The sequence below is a fragment of the Roseibium marinum genome (assembly GCF_002906165.1).
In the GTDB taxonomy this organism is placed as follows: Bacteria; Pseudomonadota; Alphaproteobacteria; order Rhizobiales; family Stappiaceae; genus Roseibium; species Roseibium marinum.
The window spans coordinates 161,690-179,709 of the sequence record NZ_PPCN01000005.1; the positions used below are offsets into that span (position 1 = coordinate 161,690).

Here is an 18,020-nt window from a genome sequence, read left to right on the forward strand (position 1 = left end):
GCAAGGCGTACAACAGCGGGTCCTGGGAGACTGCTGACATGACGGTATTGGAAGACCTTCTGGAGACGGCGCAGGCCTTGATCTTCGATTGCGACGGCACGTTGCTCGCCACGCCAGATCTTTACGCAGGAGCCTGGCAGGCAGCGTTCGCATTCGCGGGGCAGGACATGGCCGCCGGCTGGTATCACAAGCGGGCAGGCATGTCCGAACACGTCCTGCTCGATGAATTCGAAAAGGAGCGGAGCGTGGTCCTCGACCGGGAAAGTGTCGTTCAGGCCATGCGCTCCGACGTGCTGCAGCGGATTGGCGCAGTGCGTGAGATTTCCGCCGTGGTCGGCATCGCCCGCCGTTTTGAGGGGCTAAAACCCATGGCGGTCGCTTCTGGCGGCCCTAGGGAGATTGTCCGTGCCTCCCTCGAAAGCGCGGGATTGATGCCGCTCTTCCAGACCGTTGTGACGATGGACGACGTCGCCCACGCGAAACCGGCGCCCGATCTGTTTCTGGAGGCCGCAAGGCGGCTGGGCGCCGCCCCGGCGGACTGCCTTGTCTTCGAAGACAGCCGTCAGGGCATTCAGGCGGCTCACAATGCCGGAATGCGGGTCGTCGACGTGAACGAGCTGATTGCCGGCGATGCGATAAGCTTCTGAAGTCCTTCTTCCATTCTCGAAGCCTTCTCCGGGTCAGAAAAATCCAGGATCAATTCCCGGACGGCGGGGAAGCCGGGGCAGCGCTCTGCTTCGATGCTCGCGCGCTCTCGATGGAGCGGCGGCCATGCCGGATCCGCTCAATCCGACGGAGCCACCCGGTAGGGGACGATCCCGCGCCTGCCGGGTTCGATGAAGGGATCCTTGTCGATTGCCGGGAAGGCGCGCTGGTCGCAATTGTCCCTCGGACAGATCCGGCAGTTCACGCCGATGGGCTCGGGAGGCGAAATACCGTCCACCGCGAGGCCGTCGGCATAGACGATCGCATCCGCGTATTTAACTTCGCAGCCGATGCCGAGCGCGTATCTGCGCTCGCCGGTCGGATAATCGGGCTGGTGCTTGGTAACGCTGGTGGCCATGCACAGGTAGTTCACGCCATCGGGCATCTGGGCGATCTGCGCGGTGAACTTGTTCGAGTTCTGCTCGAAGGCCTGGTGGACATTCCAGCGCGGACAGGAGCCGCCGAACCTGGCGAACTGGAAGCGGGTGGCGCTGTGCCTTTTGACGACATTGCCGGCGCGGTCGATCTTGACGAAATAAAACGGCAAACCGTTCGCGCCCGGCCGCTGCAGCGTCGACAGCCGGTGGCAGACGGTCTCGATGCTGGCGTCCGTCTGGTTCGACAGCAGTTGAATGTCGTGACGGCATCTTGTGGCGGCGCGCAGAAAATCGTCGTAGGGCAGCAGCAGCGCGCCGGCGAAATAGTTCCGCAGGGCAAGTCTGGCGATGCTCTGTGCGGATTGGGTCTTGAACTTCGCCCGTTCGACTTCCCCGGAGATGAGGTCCTTCACGCAGAGTTCGGCGATGAAAGAACCGAGCAGGAAGTTTTTGGCCGACTGCGGAATGGCGCGATAGACGGAAATCCGGCGCGTATAGTCTTCCTGGCGGATAAGGGTGCCCTGGTAAGCTGGATGCTGTTCGACGGTGATCTTGAAGCGCTGCTGCAGCCAGTCGGCCAGGCTGTCGAATTTCGAGGCGCTGTTCGGCAGGCCGATTTCGTAACACAGTTTCTCAGCCGCCCTGTCGAGCGAGTCGACGTAATTGTCGATGTAATGAAAATAGTCGCGGACCTCGTCATAGGCGGATTTTCTGAAGGAGGCGCCGGCTTCTCCCGCACCGCTCATGTGCACCAGTTCGTCTTCGATGGCATCGCGGTCCTGGAAGCCGCGCAGGTTGCCGTACAGATCCATGATGGCCTTGGTAATGCCAGGCGCGCGCGTGACCAGTTCGTGCAGTTCCTGCTTGCCGATGGAGGAACTGTGGAACCTTGTATCGGCGAAGATTTCCTGCAGGTCCCGTACGACCCGGTCCAGGTCGTTTTTCTCGAATGCCGCCAGATCGGTTCCGAAAATGCGGTTGATGGACAAGAGGACCGAGGCTGTGACCGGCCTGTTGTTGTTCTCGATCTGATTGATGTAGGCGGTCGACAGACCGACTTTCTTGGCGAACTCTCCCTGGGACAGGCCGAATTCCGATCTGATCTGCCGCAGAGTGTGACCGGAATAGAGTTTCTTGTTCAAGACACCATCCTCATCCGTCCGGAGCGCTTCCGAGCATGGTCCCTCGTCCAGAAAAGCCGGTCCAGTCCGCGCTGATGCGTGCGCAGAATGCTCTATATGCAAATTATTAGCAATATACAGTAAGCGTTTTAACATTTTACAAAAGTGCCGGGCTGATGAATGGTCCCGCGATACACCTCAGAACCAAACCGGGAGAAAGCTATGACGGCTCAATTTGCTCTCGACGCTCGTACTGGCCTGAAGGGCCAGAACAAGCCCGTCGCTGGAAATGCTCGCTGGCCGATCAACCTGTGCGATGCCATGACACCGCGCCAGCTCGAAATAATGCTCTTGCTGTGCGAGGGAATGGTGAACAAGCAGATCGCCTACGAACTGGACATCTCCATAGCGACCATAAAGGTGCATATCCGCAACGCCATTACCCGGCTGGGAGCGAAAAATCGCACCAACGCGGTGGCGATCGTTGCCGCGAACAGCGCGATTTTCAGAAACGCCGCTTTCTGACTGCCTGATTTTTCATGAATGAGGCCCTTGCGGCTCACGTTCCCGGCTTGATCATGGCGGTGTGGATGCGAGTGACTTCCGAAGAGAGGAAGTCACAGAAATCCTTGGCCACGATCGAAATCGGGCGGTGCGTCGGCGTCAGGATCGACAAGCTGTTCTGGATCCGGGGCCGGAAGGGCCTGAAGACGATCATCGGCGGACCCATGCCGAGCCGGCCGTTTTCCTGTGCCTTGTAGGCGGTGATCGTGTCGCAGATCAGGGCGCAGAGCCCGGCCTGGACGAAATGCAGTCCCGGCAGCGCGGTCTGCAGTTCGAAGCGCTGGTTGAATTGCACGCCGGCATCCCTGAACCTGGCAAGGGTCTGTTTGTGGCTGCGGTGCTCGGCGTGAAGCAGCGCCAGAGGGTAGCCGTCCAGTTCCGCCGGTGTGATGACTTCTCTCGATGCCAGCGGGTCCGTCGCCGAAATGGCGCACATGCATTCCAGATCGAAATCGATCTGGTCGAAAGAGTTACGGGCGCGCGGGGTTTCGGCGAAACCGATATCGAACTGCTGGGCCGCGATCAACTCTTCGATTTCGGCGGAGGTCTTGCTTGCCAGGGCAACCTTGACGCTGGGCTTGTCGGCGATGAACTGCGACAGGCTGATGGGCAGGAAATCGGCCGCTGCTTCCGGGATGCCCGCTATGCGCAACTGGCCGTGCTCGCGATTGGCAAGACCGCGCAGGGTGCGTTTGGAAATCTCCAACCGCTTCAGGATCGCTTCGGCTTCTTCCAGAAAGAATTCGGCTTCCGGTGTGGGAACCAGACGGCCCTGTTCGCGCATGAAAAGTTTCAGTTCGAGTTCGGTTTCCAGTCCGGCGATTGTTGAACTGACCGCGGGCTGCGTCCGGCCAAGCGTACGAGCAGCTTCAGAAATCGAACCGCTCCGCATTACTTCACGAAAGGTGGCCAGTTGCCGGATTGAAAGATTCATGGTTCCTCGAGAACCGCTCCCCAGATTATATTTTGTTCAATGTGGCTCTTAATTTGGAGAAGGTCAACTACTATGCTGATAGACTCTGAATCCGAGAGTTGTTAATTCTACCAAACTCTATTTTACAGAAGATTTTTCAAGAAAGATTGTAGAATTCAGCTTAAAATTGCTTATTGGTTGGCAAACTCAAGTAAAGTTCCGTAACGTCTACAACGATCATTTCCCGTATTACGCGAGTGGATTCCAGAGCCGGTCAAGATCAAAGGCGTTCACGTCCTGGATCAGTTCGACGAAACCCCTGGCGGCGTGATTGAGGGACAGCCGGCCTTTTTCGGCCGTGGCCCTGGCCGCATCGCCAAGCGCTCCGGCCGGGTTCAGATCCTGGGCCAGCCAGCCGAACTGTGCTTTTCCGTGGCCACGAAGATGTTTGAATTCCTTCAGGAATTTTTGCTGTTCGGACAGAAAGTCCTCGGCCAGATCCATACGTACGAGGTCGGGGTGCAAATGCAGCATAAGCGAGGTTTCGATGTCGCCGCCGTGAATGCCGTAGGTGAATTCCTCTTGCGGATAAAGGCCTTCCGGTTGACCGAAGCGGAGCCAGTTCGTCGCCGTGACGAACATGCCGTGTTTCACCCTGAGGTCCCGGGCAACGATATCGAGAACCGGCACATTGCCGCCATGGGAGTTGATCAGCACCATCTTGCGGATGCCCGCCCTGGCAATGCTTTCTCCGATCTCGAACCAGCAGCGGGCGACCGTATCCCAGGACAGGGTCAAGGTGCCCGGTGAGGAAATATGCTCGTCCGACTTGCCGATGGCCTGAACGGGAAGAAACGTTGCCGGCAGGCTGTCGGGCAGAAGTTCCACTACGCGGCGGATCTGACCTTGAGCGATGGCGGTGTCGGTAAAGAGCGGTAAATGGGGCCCATGCTGCTCTATCGCAGCCACCGGCAGGACCGCGATCCAGTCTTCCCGGGCCGGGTCGTTGAAATCGACCGTCGTCATCTCATGCCAGAAACGCTTGGGCAGCATTGTGAAGTCCTGTCCGGGTTGGTGCCTGTGCCCTCTTTGCACAGCCGGACGGGGCAGGCAAGAGGCGGCCGGGCTCCGGCCGATCACGCACATATGATGATGGTTTAGGAGCCGCCGTTTAGACTTTACTGACCTGTTGCGTGGACAATCCAGTCCATGATTGGTGCGCTTTTATCCAACATACCGGCAGCCCAACTGAGAAACAGTGGTGTTGCCGGCGTCGCTGAACCTGGTTCCGGAGAAGACTCGTCGGGCTCGGATACAGAACGCGCACGCGATAGTCTTGCCGCTCCGAGAGCGGTGGCCCTCAGGGCGTCCAACAGCCCGGTTTTGACGTTTGAGGCCGTTTTGGCGCTTCAGGATGCGGATGGCGCGGAAGCGAATGACAAGCGTCGGCAGGATGCTTCCAGCGAAGAGCGCGATGCGTCCGGAGATCTCCAGGCGGGCGAGGATGAAACTCCCCCTTCCGATATCGATGCCGATGCCGTGTCAGGCGATGGAAACGTTGCGAGCGGCGCGCTGGAGGCCTCGCAGGACGGTGAAAAGGATGAGGACGGCGACGGTCTGGACGAAGCGGAAGAAAAGCAGGTCGACGATCTGGCGAAACGGGACCAGGAGGTCCGGGCTCATGAGCAGGCGCATGCGCGTGCCGGCGGGGCTCATGCGGGTGCGCCCAGCTACACCTTTCAGCAGGGCCCGGACGGCAAACGCTACGCCGTCGGCGGTGAAGTGCAGATCGACACGTCCACGGAACGCACGCCTGACGCAACGATCCGCAAGATGCAGACAGTTATCCGCGCCGCGACCGCCCCCGCCGATCCTTCCTCGCAGGATCTCAAGGTCGCGCAACAGGCCCGCGCTCAACTGGCCGAAGCCCAGGCCGAGCGCCGCCTGAAGCAGGCGGAAGAGACGGGTGAGGGAGACGAGAGCGTTGACGGTCCGTCCGCTGATGAACAACCGGGAAGCGTTGCCGGAAAATCCGGGCCTTCGGACAGCGAGACTTCCAAGCATGCCTCTCAGCAGACCTCGGACCGGACTTCCGGTGAAAGCGGCGGTTCGCACGAAGGGCGTGCCGGTGCGCGGGCGGGCGGCAATGACGCCATTGCCGCCTACCAGTCGGCGCTCGACCGCGGCAAGGATTCCGTGTCCCAAACCGCGGCATTCGTTGCCTGAAACAGCAGCGCTTGAGAAACCCGATCATGCGTGACACAAAGGCGTTTCCCTTTCAGGGCAGGTGACCAACAAAGCGCCGGTCCGCGACATCTCAAATTCTGGTCAAGTCATGCAAGCAATTGCCGCCCGCCGGGTTGTGTCGGCGATCTTTTTCATGTGCGGGTCCGCCATCGGTGTGTGGGCCTCGCGCATCCCGGACGTCAAGAATGCTACCGGGCTGGACGAAGGCGGTTTCGGACTGCTGCTTCTGGTCATGGCGAGCGGTGCTTTTGTCGCCTTTCCTTTCACCGGCGTTCTCGTCGACCGGCTGGGGTCGGCACCGGCCTCAAAGATTTTCTCGGTGATGATCGTTGTCAGTTTCACGACTATCGGGTTCGCGCCGAACACACTCCTGCTGGCCGCCGCGATGTTCGTCACCGGATTTTGCATCGGTGCGCTGGATGTCTCCATGAACGGCTGGGGAGCCGAAGTGGAGAAAGGTCTCGGGCGGCCCGTGATGACATCGTTTCATGGCCTTTACAGTCTTGGAGCGGGTGTTTCGGCGGCGGCCGGAGGTCTGGCGATCGAGGCCGGGCTCAGCCTGCCCTGGCATTTCGGTCTCTGGGCGGCGATTACGGTTCCCTTTCTTGTCTGGTTCTGCCGTCAGCCCTGGCCGCAAGTGGATACGGGCGGTGGAGAAGGCGGCAAGGCGCCACTCTTCGCGTTGCCGAAAGGCGCCCTCGTGCTTGTTGGCCTGATCGCTCTCGTGGGCGCCTTTGGGGAAGGTGCGGTCACCGATTGGGCGGCGCTCTATCAGATCGACGATCTCGGCTACGCGGAATCGGTCGCCACCACGGCCTTCACGGTCTTTTCCATCGCGATGGTCATCATGCGGCTTGCCGGCGACAGGGTCATCGCCAGATACGGCCCAGTGCGGGTTGCCAGGATGAGCGGTGTGGTGGCGTTTCTCGGCTGCCTGCTTCTGATTTCCGGGATAAACATCTGGGTGGTCTGGACGGGGTGCTTCATCATGGGGATCGGTTATGCCGTCATGTTTCCGCTCGCCATGTCACGGGCCGCGAGCGATCCGCACATGTCGAAAGGCTCCGCTCTTGCCGCGGTCGCTACGCTTGGCTATGGCGCCTTCCTGCTCGGGCCACCCCTGCTCGGCTTTATCGGCGATGCCCTGTCGCTCACGGCCTCCTTCGGCGCCGTCGCCCTGCTTACACTGGCGCTGCCGTTCCTGGCCGGGGCTCTCAAGGTCAGGCGCTGACGGGGGATCGTTCAAGGCCCGGCGCGTAACTCCTGAGGCGGCTTGGGAAATGGGGATTCACGGTTCAGACGGACCGGCCAGGCCGCGGCGGCCCGGTGGCGTCTGGACGAAACCGGCAGTGCCTTTCAGAGCGAAGCATAAGCCGGGAAACCTGTTTTCCGTCGGATAAACAGGACCAAGACGTCACCGGACGCCAAATTTTGCGCCGGAAATTCAATGTGTCATTTGACGGTTAAATAGTACGGTTAGGGTGCGCGGCGTCGAAGGTGGCATTATTCGATTCGAATTGAAAACAGGTGTGGCTCGATGGCTTTCAACTACAAGAAAAGCATAACGTTTCGTCTGGTTCAGGCCGCGAAAGCGCAGCGGGCCCGGTCCGGTGCACACCTGATGCGGATCGGCCTGCATCCGGGACAGGAACTCGTGCTGAAGGTGCTGGCCGACGGCGACGGGCGCACAATGAGCCAGCTTGCCCTGGCGCTCGGTGTTCAGCCGCCCACCGTGACCAAGATGGTCACCCGACTTTCCGCTCAGGGTTTCGTCCGCCGTCAGGTCTCCGACACGGACGGCCGTCTCGCAAGGGTTTTTCTGACGGATTCCGGACGGGAACTGGTCGTGTCCGTGGACAAGGCCTGGAAGCGGCTGGAACGCGAGGCCATGTCCGGTCTCGACGACAAGGACCGCAAGAAGCTGCGCAAGCTTCTGCGCCAGGTGGAAAAGAACCTGTCGGTTGCCGTTGACGACGACCCGGAGCATGAATCCGATTTCGACACGGACGACGAAGCGGAAGACGGCAAGGGCAAGGAAAAAGAGCTCACGGCCGCGTAAGTCCTTTCACTGTTCCGCTTCCGGCGCGGGGTTTGTAAAAGCGGCAAGACTGTCCCCCCAACCCCGTCTCGACCAGGAACATTACAAAACGCTCATTTGCAATTCCCGCTCAGTCGAACCACCTGTTTCGCGGCAACAAGGACAGAGCTGTAAGAGTGGGAATAGGATGTTCCGAACGATCAACGAAGAACGGGGTGCCCGGCGTGCGGCGGATCTGCGCCGCCGCTTCCGGCATGTTTCCGAGGCCTCTTTAAGACGGGCTTCCGTCAGCCGGTCGCACCGGGACCAACCCTATTTCGGACGCAAACCCGCAGCGACGGCTCCTGTGTGGCGTGACGTCAAAGTGCGTCGTTCGCACTTTGACAATTTTCTGATCTGGAGTGTTCTTGCCGTGATCGTGACAGTCGCGGGATATGTCGTTTTCTAGGGTCTGTGGACAATTAGGTTTGGGTCGCGGCGCGAGCCGGATTTCGGTGTCCGAACAGGAGGAAAGTCCGCAGTGGTGCCGCCCACCACAAGGGCTATCCGACGCAGTCGGGACCGAAATCCGCCGCGTCTCGAAGAGATTTGGCGCAAAACGCCCATTTCAGCGTCGCAATGTCTTGAAAGGGAACACCCTTCCTGCGACCTTGCTTCTTGAACTGGGCGTTTTGCATCCAAACCTCGACCAAATCCTTATTGTCCACAGACCCTAGGACCCAAGCGCCTGATCAGCCCGCTTTCCTCCGGAAACATTTAAAAGGTAAAAGGTTTTCAAATTCTCGAATCCCGATTATGTTTTCCATGTTCTCCCGATTGAGGGATGCTGTGGCGCATAAAAAAATTTGCGCCTGCGGGAACCTTTCTCCGCGTAGCGCGTCTCTCAAGGAGGTGCCGACAAGTAGATGGTTATGGCGCGGGGTAAACAGTGATGACATCGGCTGCCGCCGGTCGGGAGGTGGCGTTTCGGCGCTGTTTGTATCTGGGAACACGGAGTGAGCACGACGCTACGGAAGCTACGTTCGCACCCTTCACTGACGACCCTGTCAGCCGACTGACGTGGTTTCTTGGCGCTCAGCGCTCGGGTCTTGCCGCGATTTTCGCAAGCCGCGCCCGCGACTCATGCGTGCTGTCGGGTGCGGTGGTGACCGATCTGATCAGGAGGCTCGATCTGGATCTTTTGTCATCGGGAAAGACTGCCGCTGAAGTCGCTCCGGCAGGACCTCTCGAACCTCTGGCGGTCGACTATCTGGTTCTCGGTTCGCGCCTTGGCACGGAGGTGCTGCGCCTCCGTTTGTTTTCAGGGTATCCTTCCGATAAAATTCCTGCTTATTTCCGGGCACCCGCCTTGCCGCAGCTTTGGAGTGCCCATTGTACTGCGCTTGATGCAATTCCTCCGGGATCCGCCCGTGCCGACCAGATTCTAGAAGACGTCAAAACCGGCTTTGCGTTGTTCGGCCAGGCAGCCACCGCACAGAAAACATGACAAGGAAGCGGACTTGACTATCGATCATTCGGATCAGGATGCAGAGCATCGCGTCGATTTGACCAACTGCGACCGTGAACCCATCCACCAGCTCGGGCGTGTCCAGTCCTACGGTGCGTTGATCGCCGTTTCTTCCGACTGGATTATCCAGCACGCGTCCATGAACCTTCATGAAATTCTCGGGGTTCAGCACGAGGACGCTCTCGGACGCCCGTTGAACGAAATCATCGTTGCCGAGGGCTTTACCCGGATCCGCGACAATCTGCGTGCTGTCGAGAACCCTCAAGGGGCGGCCAGGCTTTTTGGGGTCGTGATGCGCGAAAGCGGAAAGACGTTCGACGTCTCCGTGCATCAGTCCGGCTCTCATCTGATCGTCGAATTCGAGCCGAAGCTCAGCACGCGCGGGCGCGATGTCCTCTCGGAAGTCTACCCGCAGATCGCCGCCTTGCGGCGGAATCGGGATCTGCATCTGCTCGCCCGCGACGCCGCGCGCGGTCTGCAGGAACTGACCGGTTTCGACAGCGTCATGGTCTACCAGTTCCAGCCCGATCACTCCGGCAAGGTGATCGCGGAACAGCGGCTCGACGGCCAGGTGAAATACGACGGGATGATGTTTCCCGCGTCGGATATCCCTGTGCAGGCGCGCACGCTTTACAAACGCTCCCTCCTGCGGCTGATCGCGGATGTGAACGACGCCGGCAGCCGGATCACCCCCGGTCGCGGTCTCGACGGGACGCCGCTCGACCTCTCGCTGGCCGTAACGCGGTCGGTCTCGCCTATCCATATAGAGTATCTCCGCAACATGGGGGTCGAAGCCTCCATGTCCGTATCGATCATGAAGGACGGGGAGTTGTGGGGGCTGTTCGCCTGTCACCACAACAGCCCGCGATATATCGACTACGAGCGGCGCACCGCAGTGGAAATGTTTGCCCACATGTTCTCTTACGAGCTGGGCCGGTTCGAGGACGGTCAGCGCAAAACGGTCGAACAGGACACCAGCCGGCTCCACGCCCTGCTCATGGGACACATGGCCGACGGGCGCGCATTGGCCGACAGCCTTCTGGCCGCTTCGGACGAAATCAAATCCGTTATCCCGCATGACGGGCTTGTCCTGTTCGAGGACGAGAATTTCCACGCCACAGGTTCGGTTCCAACGGAAGAAGAATTCCTCTCCATCGCACGGTTTCTGGATCGCTCCATCGGGGCTTCGGTCTTCTCAACGGATTGCCTGAGCAAGCTCCATGAGCCGGCGGGGGATTACGCGGACCGGGTTGCCGGGCTGATGGCCATACCGATTTCCAAACGGCCGCGCGATTATCTTGTCCTGACACGCCGTCAGGTGGAGGAAACGGTTAGCTGGGCGGGCGATCCCTCCAAGCCGGTGACCGTCGGTCCGAACGGCGCCCGCCTCACGCCGCGCAAGAGTTTCGAGGTCTGGCGCGAAACCGTATGGAGACGCAGCGCGCCCTGGGCGCCACAGGAGGTCCATGCGGCGGACCTGCTGCGCGTGATCCTTCTGGAAGTTTTCCTGAAAGTGACGGATGCAGCCAATCTGGAAAGAAAACGGGCGCATGAACAACAGCAACTGCTGATTTCCGAACTGAACCACCGTGTGCGCAACATCCTCAATCTGATGCGCGGTCTTGTGGCGCAATCGCGTTCTTCCGCCAGAACACTTGAGGAATTCACCGCCAATCTGGACGGACGCATTCATTCCCTCGCCCGCGCCCACGATCAGCTGACCCTGGATCAGTGGGAGCCGGCTTCGCTGCACGCCCTCATTACCTTCGAGTTCGCGGCCTATGCGGACAGCAAATCCGAGCGGATGACGCTGGAAGGGCCGGATGCGATGATCACCCCCAATGCCTACACCACGCTGGCGCTTGTATTGCATGAGATGGTGACGAACTCGATCAAATACGGCGCCCTGTGCGACGGGGCGGGGCGTGTGTCGGTGAAACTCACCGCGGAACGCAGCGGCGGTCTGCTGATCTGCTGGACCGAACGCGGCGGCCCGCCGGTGATGCCGCCCAAACGGCGCGGTTTCGGGTCCACGATCATCGAGACCTCCATCCCGCATGAGTTGAAGGGAGATGCCGAGATCTCGTACAAGGTTACCGGGGTCGAGGCAAAATTCCGTCTGCCGGCAAAGGTGATCTCACAGATTGTTTTCGCGGATGACCAAGCCGGCAAAGACCAGACCTCGCCCGCATCCTCGACGGATTCGCGGGAATTCCGCCTTACGGGCCAGGGCCTGGTGCTGGAGGATACCCTCATCATTGCGATGGATGCGGCCGGAATGCTGGAGGACCTGGGGGCTTCGGATGTGAAGCTCGTCGCCTCGGTGGAAGCAGCGCTTGCCTGGCTTGAGACCAACACACCGGCATTCGCCCTGCTGGACGTGAACCTTGGAGAGGAACAGTCCGTGCCGGTGGCCGAAAAGCTTCACGCCCGGGGTGTGCCCTTCCTGCTTGCCACGGGCTATGGTGAGGCGCCGGAACTGGTGGAGGCCTACCCGCCCTGTATCCTGCTGCAAAAGCCGTTTTCCCTCAGCACTCTCACGGACGCATTGTCCCGGGTCCTTGCCGCGCAGGTCTAACGCCCGGCATAGCTCAGGCCCGGTCCGGCATGACATTACCCGATGTAGCGGGAGACTTGTTCAAAGCAGAAACGGAAATCCGCCCTCCAGCTTCAGCAGGGCGATTTTGGTGTCGGTGCCTCCCGAGCCGGAATAGCCGCCCAGTCCGTTTGCCGAAAGGATGCGGTGGCAGGGGATGACGATGGGGATGGGATTGGCGCCGCAGGCCTGGCCGATCGGCTGGCCATAGGTATTGAGCTCTGCGGCCAGATCGCCATAGGTTCGTGTCTGTCCATAGGGGATAGCCAGCATTGCCTTGAAAACAGCCTGATGCAGCTCGCCGCCCTTTGGGGCAAGCGGCAGGTCGAAATCCTTCAGTCTGCCGTCGAGATAGGCCTGCAGCTGCCGGCCAGCCTCCTTCAGCAAAGGTGTTTCTTCTTGGCCCGGAGGCCCATTCCATTGTATCTGGGTGATCGCGCCGTCAGTTTCATGGATCGTCAGGCGCCCCAGCCATGTTTCAATTTCTGCAACAGGCATTTCCGTCCCCGCTTGGTTTGCGAATTAGGTAGGGGCTGGATGGTCTTTTCTCAACCGGGGATTTCCGGCCGGATATCCCCTAATCCGTATTCTTTCATCCCTTGATGATGTCAGGGAAAGGGCCCGACGCCAATGGCGCAGGACAGTCAGAAATCTATCGCGGGCGGTGCTCCGGCGCCGGTGGTGCGGTTTGCCGGGATAGGCCTCATCGTGCTGGCCTGCCTGTGTTTTGCCGTACTCGATGCCACCGCGAAATATCTTTCTGCGAGCCTGCCGACCCTGCAGATCGTCTGGATGCGGTTTCTCAGCCATGCCGTTATCGCGATTGTTCTGTTCCGCGTTTGGAAGACGCCCTCGCTTCTGAAGACGGGACGCCCTGTCCTGCAACTCGTGCGCGCGGTCTGCCTGCTCTCCACGACGATCCTGAATTTCCTTGCTGTGCGATATCTGCAACTCGCCGAAACCATGTCGATCCTGTTCGCCGCGCCTTTCGTGATCACGGCTCTCGCCGGGCCGCTGCTGGGGGAATGGGCCGGCATCCGGCGCTGGTGCGCGATTGTCGTCGGGTTCATCGGTGTGCTGGTGGTCACACAGCCCGGCGTGGGAGGCATGCACTGGGCCGCGATCTACTCGGTCGCCGCCATGTTCACCTACGCGCTTTACGCGCTTTTGACCCGGCAACTGACCGCCACGGACAGCTCGGCGGGCATGCTGATCATTTCCGGCCTTGTCGCGGCCGTCGCCATGACCCCGGTGGGACTGTCGGTCTGGGAAACGCCGAAGGACATCTGGACCTGGTGTCTGCTGCTGGCCACCGGAGCGCTCGGCGCCGGCGGGCATTTCGTGTTCATCATGGCGCACCGGATCGACCCGGCCCCGGTCCTGGCGCCCTTCATCTATAGCCAGATCGTCTGGATGATCGCGCTGGGCTATCTGATCTTCGCCGATGTCCCGACCCTTAGCACGCTCCTGGGATCCGCCATCGTGGTGGGATCCGGCCTCTATATCCTTTCCCGCGAACGGGTAAAGGGTATCTAAAGCGCTTTACACGTGGGCTCAGTTGAAATCAGGTCAGGTGTTCGATCGAAAAAAGACCGGAATCCGGCGATCCGATGTCCAAAGGTTGACGTACCCGGTGACTTCCAGTCTTATTGGCCCATCGCGCTGAAACGCCGATAAAATATTATCACCAGCCTGTTTTCAGGAGGAATGGGATGGAACTCAACCGCCGTATGTTGCTGGGAGGAGCTGCAGCTACCGCCGGCACTCTTTTCATGCCGCAGATCGCGCAGGCCAATGCCGCCGCGAATGCCTATTTCAATGGCTATCAGGAAGACGCCGGATTTCAGTACCGGCGAACCAATCTCAATCGCATCGATCCTGTCTGGCGGCGCCAGATGGTCAAATATTTCAGCCCGGAACCGCCGGGTACGGTCGTCGTCGATACCTCCAATCATTTCCTCTACTGGGTCTGGGAGAACAACACCGCGTTGCGCTACGGCGTCGGTGTCGGCCGTGAGGGCTTCAAATGGTATGGCCGTGCGCGCATCGACAGGAAGGCGCTCTGGCCGCGTTGGGTGCCGCCTCCGGAAATGCTGAAACGCCAGCCGGATCTGCCGCGCCTGGTCGAAGGAGGGGCGCCGAACAATCCGTTGGGGCCGCGGGCGCTGTATCTTTACCGGGATGGAGGCGATCTCGGTTACCGGCTGCATGGAACGCTTGAGCCCTGGAGTATCGGCCATGATGTTTCCAGCGGCTGCGTGCGAATGCTCCCGGAAGATGTCATCGATCTATACCAGCGCTGCCCGAAGGGGACCGCGGTCCTTGTGCTCGAACATCTCGGCGCGGGTGCCGGTTGAGACCGGCATCATTAAATAACATTTGACTGACTGAATTGGGGGCTTCCTTGGGAAATCGGATTGGCCTTATCGGCCGGGGCGTACTCGCCGCCCTTCTTTGCGGGATCGGGCTGGCTGCCTGCAACAGCGCCGGGGGATTTGTTTCGCCGGATGTGACCAATGCTCCGGCAGCCGGATTTGTCGATATTTCTCCCGGTTCCGAGGAAGAATTCATCATAAACGTCGGACGGCGGATCTACTTCCCGGAAGGATCCGTAACTGTCACCGATGAAGCCCGGATCACGATCGAAAAACAGTCGAAATGGCTGAAGAAAAACAAGAAGTGGCTGGTCAAGATTCAGGGTCATGCCGACGATTCGGGAAGCGAGGCCGCCCAGAAGACCCTCTCGGCGCAAAGGGCGAACGCGGTCATGGCCGAACTCGTCAAGCTTGGCGTCAGTCCCAAGCGGATGTGGGTCAAGGGCTATGGTGTGGAGCGTCCGGTCACCGACTGCGATGCGCTGGCCTGCAAGTCGCAAAACCGGCGGGTGGTCGTTAACCTGAGAGAGGAATTCGACGAGTCCGCGCCGCAGTGACGCCCGTTCGGGCGCTTCCATACGCATTCTGCGAGCGCGGTAAAGTCGATCGATTTCATGGGCTGGAGCAGCTTGCCGGCGTTCCCGTGATCGCAGGATGAACCTGCTTAGACGAAAATATGCGTTTACCCCCGCGTATGACGGCTATAACCGTCTCTTGCGAATATTCCGCGGCTTTGAGAAAACAGTGAATGTCTGAAGACAACGGATTAAAGTCCCCCCCACCGGGTTTGCCGCAGAAACCCGGTAAGCGGCTCACGCTCGGACATATCGCCGACCAACTCGGAATTTCGACCGCCACCGTTTCCCTTGCCTTGCGCGACAGTCCTCTTGTCGCGGAGGAAACGCGCGTGAAGGTCAAGCAGACCGCGGAGGAGATCGGCTATATCTATAACCGGTCGGCGGCGTCCTTGCGCACTGCCCGCAGCCAGATCGTCGGCGTGGCGGTCCACGACATTCTCAATCCCTATTTTGCCGAGGTGTTTTCCGCGCTCGAGGATGTTCTGGAAGAGCAGGGACAGATGATTTTCATCTGCAATCACCGCGACGACGTGAAACGCCAGCGGGCTTTCGTCAACACGCTCCTGCAGCACAGGGCGGACGGCCTGATCCTGTGCCCTTCGGTGGGCACGTCCGCCGAAGAGATCAACCGCCTCGTCGACCAGGGTGTTCCGGTGACGCTGGTGGCGCGGGAGGTGCCGGGTGTCTGGGCGCCATGTGTGCGCGGAGACGATCTCGCCGGGACCTGCATGATCACCAGGCACCTGATCGAGCAGGGCCACACCAACATCGCCATGGTCGGCGGGCGACGGGAGAGCTCCACGGGGCAGCTCAGGAATGCCGGCTGGCGAAAAGCCCTGAGCGAGGCCGGTATCGATCCCGACAGCCAGATCGATCTGCCCGAACTGATGACGCAGGCCGATGGCCGCGCCGCAGTCCCGGAAATTCTTGAGGCCAAGGTCCGCCCGACGGCGATTGTCGGCTTCAACGATCTGGTGGCGCTCGGCATGATGACGACCTTGCGCAGGGCGGGCATCGAGCCGGGGCCGGACATTGCGATTACGGGGTATGACGATATTGACGGCGCCGATGCCCGTACACCGGCGCTGACGACGATTCGCAATCAGCCGGACAAGATCGGGCGACTGGCCGCCCTGACCCTGTTGCGCCAGATTGCCGGGGAGCGGGTTCCGAACACGCCGATCGTTATCGAGCCCGAATTAAAGGTCCGTGAAAGCTCACCGCCACCGGGCGTGCGTCTCGCGCCGAGACTGGCCGAATAGGTTCCCGTTAACGCGCGGGTATCACGCACAACGGGCGGCAGGGCCGCCCGTTTTTCTTTTCCCGGAGTTTGTCATCCTGCGCTTAAACGAGACACGCTTTAGCGTGGCTCGTCCCAAAGTCCCTTGAAGATGGCGTAGCAGGCCAGCAGGAGGACGATGGTGAACGGAAACCCGGTCGAAACCGCCATCGCCTGCAGGGCACCGAGCCCGCCGCCGATCAGCAGCGCGATCGCGACCAGCCCCTCGAAGGTGCACCAGAAAACGCGCTGCGATAGCGGCGCATCGACCTTGCCGCCAGCCGTGATCGTGTCGATGACCAGCGAGCCGGAATCCGACGAGGTGACGAAGAAGACGATCACCAGGATGATGGCCACGAACGACGTGATCGGTGCCATCGGCAAGTCGGCCAGCATGCCGAACAGGGACAGTTCGGGATTGTAGCTGGCAATGACGTACTCGTGCACCTGGCTGCCGGTGTTCGTCAGGACCTGCTCGATCGCCGTGCCGCCGAACGCCGTCATCCAGAGCACGGACACGAAGGTCGGAATGATCAGGACGCAGATCACGAATTCGCGCACCGTCCGGCCGCGGCTGACACGGGCGATAAACATGCCGACGAAAGGCGACCAGGAGATCCACCAGGCCCAGTAGAATGAGGTCCATCCCTGACGGAAACCGTCGTCCTCCCGTCCGAACGGCATGGAGAGCGGCACGACTTCGCGCGCATAGGAGCCAAGGTTGGAGAAGAAGCTGGAAACGAGCGTCCCGGTCGGGCCGGCGATGATCACGAAAACCAGCAGCAGGGCCGCGATCAGCATGTTGATCTCGGAGAGCACCTTGACGCCACCGTCGAGGCCGCGCAGGACGGAGATCAGCGCAATCGCGGTGATGCCGATGATCAGGAAGACCTGGGCCGTGATGCTGACCGGGATTCCGAAGACGAATTCCAGGCCCGCATTGGCCTGCTGAGCACCGAAACCGAGGGATGTGGCGAGGCCGAACAGGGTCGCGAACACGGCCAGGATATCGATGATGTGGCCCGGCCAGCCCCATGTGTGTTCCCCGAAGATCGGATAGAAAACCGACCGCATGGTGAGCGGCAGTCCCTTGTTGAAGGAAAACAGGGCAAGTGCCAGCGCGACGACCGCGTAGATTGCCCAGGGGTGAAGACCCCAGTGGAAGATGGTGGCGGCCATGCCCATTGCCTTCGCGGCAGCCACATTTTCCGGAATGATGTCTCCATCCGCGTCGAAAGGCGAGGCGACGCCGAGCGGTTCGGAGAACGCCATGTGATAGACAGGCTCGAGTACTCCGAAGAACATCAGGCCGATGCCCATTCCGGCGGCGAAAAGCATGGAGAACCAGCCGAAGTAGGAATAGTCCGGATCCGCGTCCCTGCCGCCGATACGGACCTTTCCGAACGGCGTCACGATGAGCACCAGGCAGACCAGAACGAAGACATTGGCCGAGAGAATGAAGAACCAGTCGAGACCGGAGGTCAGCCATTTGCGCAAGGCGTCGAAGAGCGGTCCGACCTCCGTCTGGAAGGCAAGGGTCAGAAAGACAAAGGCAACGATCGACAGGCCCGAAATGAGAAAAACCGGGTTGTGAAGGTCAAGATTGAACGGGCCGACGCTGGTTTCGATATTGTCCTGGCCGATTTGGTAGTCGGTGTCGATGATGCCGGCGGCGCCCTCCGGGTCGGGGATGCCCTGGTTGGAATCGTTGTCGCTCATG

At 60.3% G+C, this 18,020-nt stretch carries 16 protein-coding genes; 11 read left to right on the forward strand and 5 right to left on the reverse strand.

Annotated features, from left to right (window positions below; translation table 11 throughout):
- The first annotated feature begins 38 nt into the window (after window positions 1-38).
- Entirely contained in the window at window positions 39-647 is a 609-nt protein-coding gene (locus tag CLV41_RS13480) for an HAD family hydrolase (RefSeq protein ID WP_103222931.1), read from the forward strand.
- Window positions 648-784: 137 nt separating this feature from the next.
- Here the strand turns inward: CLV41_RS13480 and CLV41_RS13485 are convergent, their stop codons facing one another.
- The gene (locus CLV41_RS13485) at window positions 785-2,224 is read right to left on the reverse strand and encodes a helix-turn-helix domain-containing protein (RefSeq protein ID WP_103222932.1); all 1,440 of its coding nucleotides are present in this window, start codon (window positions 2,222-2,224) and stop codon (window positions 785-787) included.
- A 201-nt stretch (window positions 2,225-2,425) separates the two neighbouring features.
- Here CLV41_RS13485 and CLV41_RS13490 point away from each other — a divergent pair, with 201 nt between their 5' ends.
- The gene (locus tag CLV41_RS13490; protein ID WP_170107188.1) at window positions 2,426-2,728 is read left to right on the forward strand and encodes a helix-turn-helix domain-containing protein; all 303 of its coding nucleotides are present in this window, start codon (window positions 2,426-2,428) and stop codon (window positions 2,726-2,728) included.
- Between the two features lie 34 nt (window positions 2,729-2,762).
- Here CLV41_RS13490 and CLV41_RS13495 read toward each other — a convergent pair whose 3' ends face one another.
- Together CLV41_RS13495 and CLV41_RS13500 are read right to left on the reverse strand one after the other, a co-directional pair.
- The gene (locus CLV41_RS13495) at window positions 2,763-3,701 is read right to left on the reverse strand and encodes a LysR substrate-binding domain-containing protein (protein ID WP_103222934.1); all 939 of its coding nucleotides are present in this window, start codon (window positions 3,699-3,701) and stop codon (window positions 2,763-2,765) included.
- A gap of 228 nt (window positions 3,702-3,929) precedes the next feature.
- Complete coding sequence (locus tag CLV41_RS13500) at window positions 3,930-4,733, reverse strand: creatininase family protein (protein WP_103222935.1); 804 nt, start codon at window positions 4,731-4,733, stop codon at window positions 3,930-3,932.
- Window positions 4,734-4,889: 156 nt separating this feature from the next.
- Here CLV41_RS13500 and CLV41_RS13505 point away from each other — a divergent pair, with 156 nt between their 5' ends.
- From CLV41_RS13505 to CLV41_RS13530, 5 genes are all read left to right on the forward strand, one after another.
- A complete protein-coding gene (locus tag CLV41_RS13505) occupies window positions 4,890-5,906 on the forward strand; it encodes a putative metalloprotease CJM1_0395 family protein (RefSeq protein WP_103222936.1) in 1,017 nt (338 codons plus the stop codon).
- Between the two features lie 109 nt (window positions 5,907-6,015).
- Complete coding sequence (locus tag CLV41_RS13510) at window positions 6,016-7,158, forward strand: MFS transporter (RefSeq protein ID WP_208987495.1); 1,143 nt, start codon at window positions 6,016-6,018, stop codon at window positions 7,156-7,158.
- A gap of 306 nt (window positions 7,159-7,464) precedes the next feature.
- Complete coding sequence (locus CLV41_RS13515) at window positions 7,465-7,986, forward strand: MarR family winged helix-turn-helix transcriptional regulator (RefSeq protein ID WP_103222937.1); 522 nt, start codon at window positions 7,465-7,467, stop codon at window positions 7,984-7,986.
- 1,123 nt (window positions 7,987-9,109) lie between these two features.
- Window positions 9,110-9,451 carry a heme oxygenase-like domain-containing protein gene (locus tag CLV41_RS13525; RefSeq protein WP_208987496.1) on the forward strand — a complete coding sequence of 114 codons (342 nt, stop codon included), beginning with the start codon at window positions 9,110-9,112 and terminating at the stop codon, window positions 9,449-9,451.
- 13 nt (window positions 9,452-9,464) lie between these two features.
- Window positions 9,465-12,050, forward strand: coding sequence for an HWE histidine kinase domain-containing protein (locus tag CLV41_RS13530; RefSeq protein ID WP_103222939.1), 2,586 nt, complete (start codon window positions 9,465-9,467; stop codon window positions 12,048-12,050).
- Between the two features lie 60 nt (window positions 12,051-12,110).
- On the opposite strand, the gene CLV41_RS13535 is transcribed toward CLV41_RS13530, so the two are convergent.
- Window positions 12,111-12,566 carry a methylated-DNA--[protein]-cysteine S-methyltransferase gene (locus CLV41_RS13535; RefSeq protein ID WP_103222940.1) on the reverse strand — a complete coding sequence of 152 codons (456 nt, stop codon included), beginning with the start codon at window positions 12,564-12,566 and terminating at the stop codon, window positions 12,111-12,113.
- A 132-nt stretch (window positions 12,567-12,698) separates the two neighbouring features.
- Here CLV41_RS13535 and CLV41_RS13540 point away from each other — a divergent pair, with 132 nt between their 5' ends.
- The 4 genes from CLV41_RS13540 (at window position 12,699) to CLV41_RS13555 (ending at window position 16,283) form a co-directional block, all read left to right on the forward strand.
- Entirely contained in the window at window positions 12,699-13,604 is a 906-nt protein-coding gene (locus tag CLV41_RS13540; RefSeq protein WP_103222941.1) for a DMT family transporter, read from the forward strand.
- Between the two features lie 176 nt (window positions 13,605-13,780).
- Window positions 13,781-14,425, forward strand: a complete 645-nt coding sequence (locus CLV41_RS13545) for a L,D-transpeptidase (RefSeq protein WP_103222942.1) — start codon at window positions 13,781-13,783, stop codon at window positions 14,423-14,425.
- Window positions 14,426-14,472: 47 nt separating this feature from the next.
- On the forward strand, window positions 14,473-15,000 hold the full coding sequence (locus CLV41_RS13550; RefSeq protein WP_208987497.1) for an OmpA family protein: 528 nt from the start codon (window positions 14,473-14,475) through the stop codon (window positions 14,998-15,000).
- Between the two features lie 191 nt (window positions 15,001-15,191).
- Window positions 15,192-16,283 carry a LacI family DNA-binding transcriptional regulator gene (locus CLV41_RS13555; protein WP_103222943.1) on the forward strand — a complete coding sequence of 364 codons (1,092 nt, stop codon included), beginning with the start codon at window positions 15,192-15,194 and terminating at the stop codon, window positions 16,281-16,283.
- 98 nt (window positions 16,284-16,381) lie between these two features.
- Here CLV41_RS13555 and CLV41_RS13560 read toward each other — a convergent pair whose 3' ends face one another.
- Window positions 16,382-18,019: a BCCT family transporter gene (locus CLV41_RS13560; RefSeq protein ID WP_103222944.1), complete on the reverse strand. Its 1,638-nt coding sequence runs from the start codon at window positions 18,017-18,019 to the stop codon at window positions 16,382-16,384.
- Window position 18,020: the final 1 nt, after the last annotated feature.

What these genes read in the sequence shown, in the direction of transcription:
- CLV41_RS13480 (WP_103222931.1), top strand. Translation starts at nt 39, where the DNA reads ATGACGGTATTGGAAGACCTTCTGGAGACGGCGCAGGCCTTGATCTTC.
- CLV41_RS13490 (WP_170107188.1), top strand. Translation starts at nt 2,426, where the DNA reads ATGACGGCTCAATTTGCTCTCGACGCTCGTACTGGCCTGAAGGGCCAG.
- CLV41_RS13495 (WP_103222934.1), bottom strand. Translation starts at nt 3,701, where the DNA reads ATGAATCTTTCAATCCGGCAACTGGCCACCTTTCGTGAAGTAATGCGG.
- CLV41_RS13500 (WP_103222935.1), bottom strand. Translation starts at nt 4,733, where the DNA reads ATGCTGCCCAAGCGTTTCTGGCATGAGATGACGACGGTCGATTTCAAC.
- CLV41_RS13505 (WP_103222936.1), top strand. Translation starts at nt 4,890, where the DNA reads ATGATTGGTGCGCTTTTATCCAACATACCGGCAGCCCAACTGAGAAAC.
- CLV41_RS13510 (WP_208987495.1), top strand. Translation starts at nt 6,016, where the DNA reads ATGCAAGCAATTGCCGCCCGCCGGGTTGTGTCGGCGATCTTTTTCATG.
- CLV41_RS13515 (WP_103222937.1), top strand. Translation starts at nt 7,465, where the DNA reads ATGGCTTTCAACTACAAGAAAAGCATAACGTTTCGTCTGGTTCAGGCC.
- CLV41_RS13535 (WP_103222940.1), bottom strand. Translation starts at nt 12,566, where the DNA reads ATGCCTGTTGCAGAAATTGAAACATGGCTGGGGCGCCTGACGATCCAT.
- CLV41_RS13540 (WP_103222941.1), top strand. Translation starts at nt 12,699, where the DNA reads ATGGCGCAGGACAGTCAGAAATCTATCGCGGGCGGTGCTCCGGCGCCG.
- CLV41_RS13545 (WP_103222942.1), top strand. Translation starts at nt 13,781, where the DNA reads ATGGAACTCAACCGCCGTATGTTGCTGGGAGGAGCTGCAGCTACCGCC.
- CLV41_RS13555 (WP_103222943.1), top strand. Translation starts at nt 15,192, where the DNA reads ATGTCTGAAGACAACGGATTAAAGTCCCCCCCACCGGGTTTGCCGCAG.
- CLV41_RS13560 (WP_103222944.1), bottom strand. Translation starts at nt 18,019, where the DNA reads ATGAGCGACAACGATTCCAACCAGGGCATCCCCGACCCGGAGGGCGCC.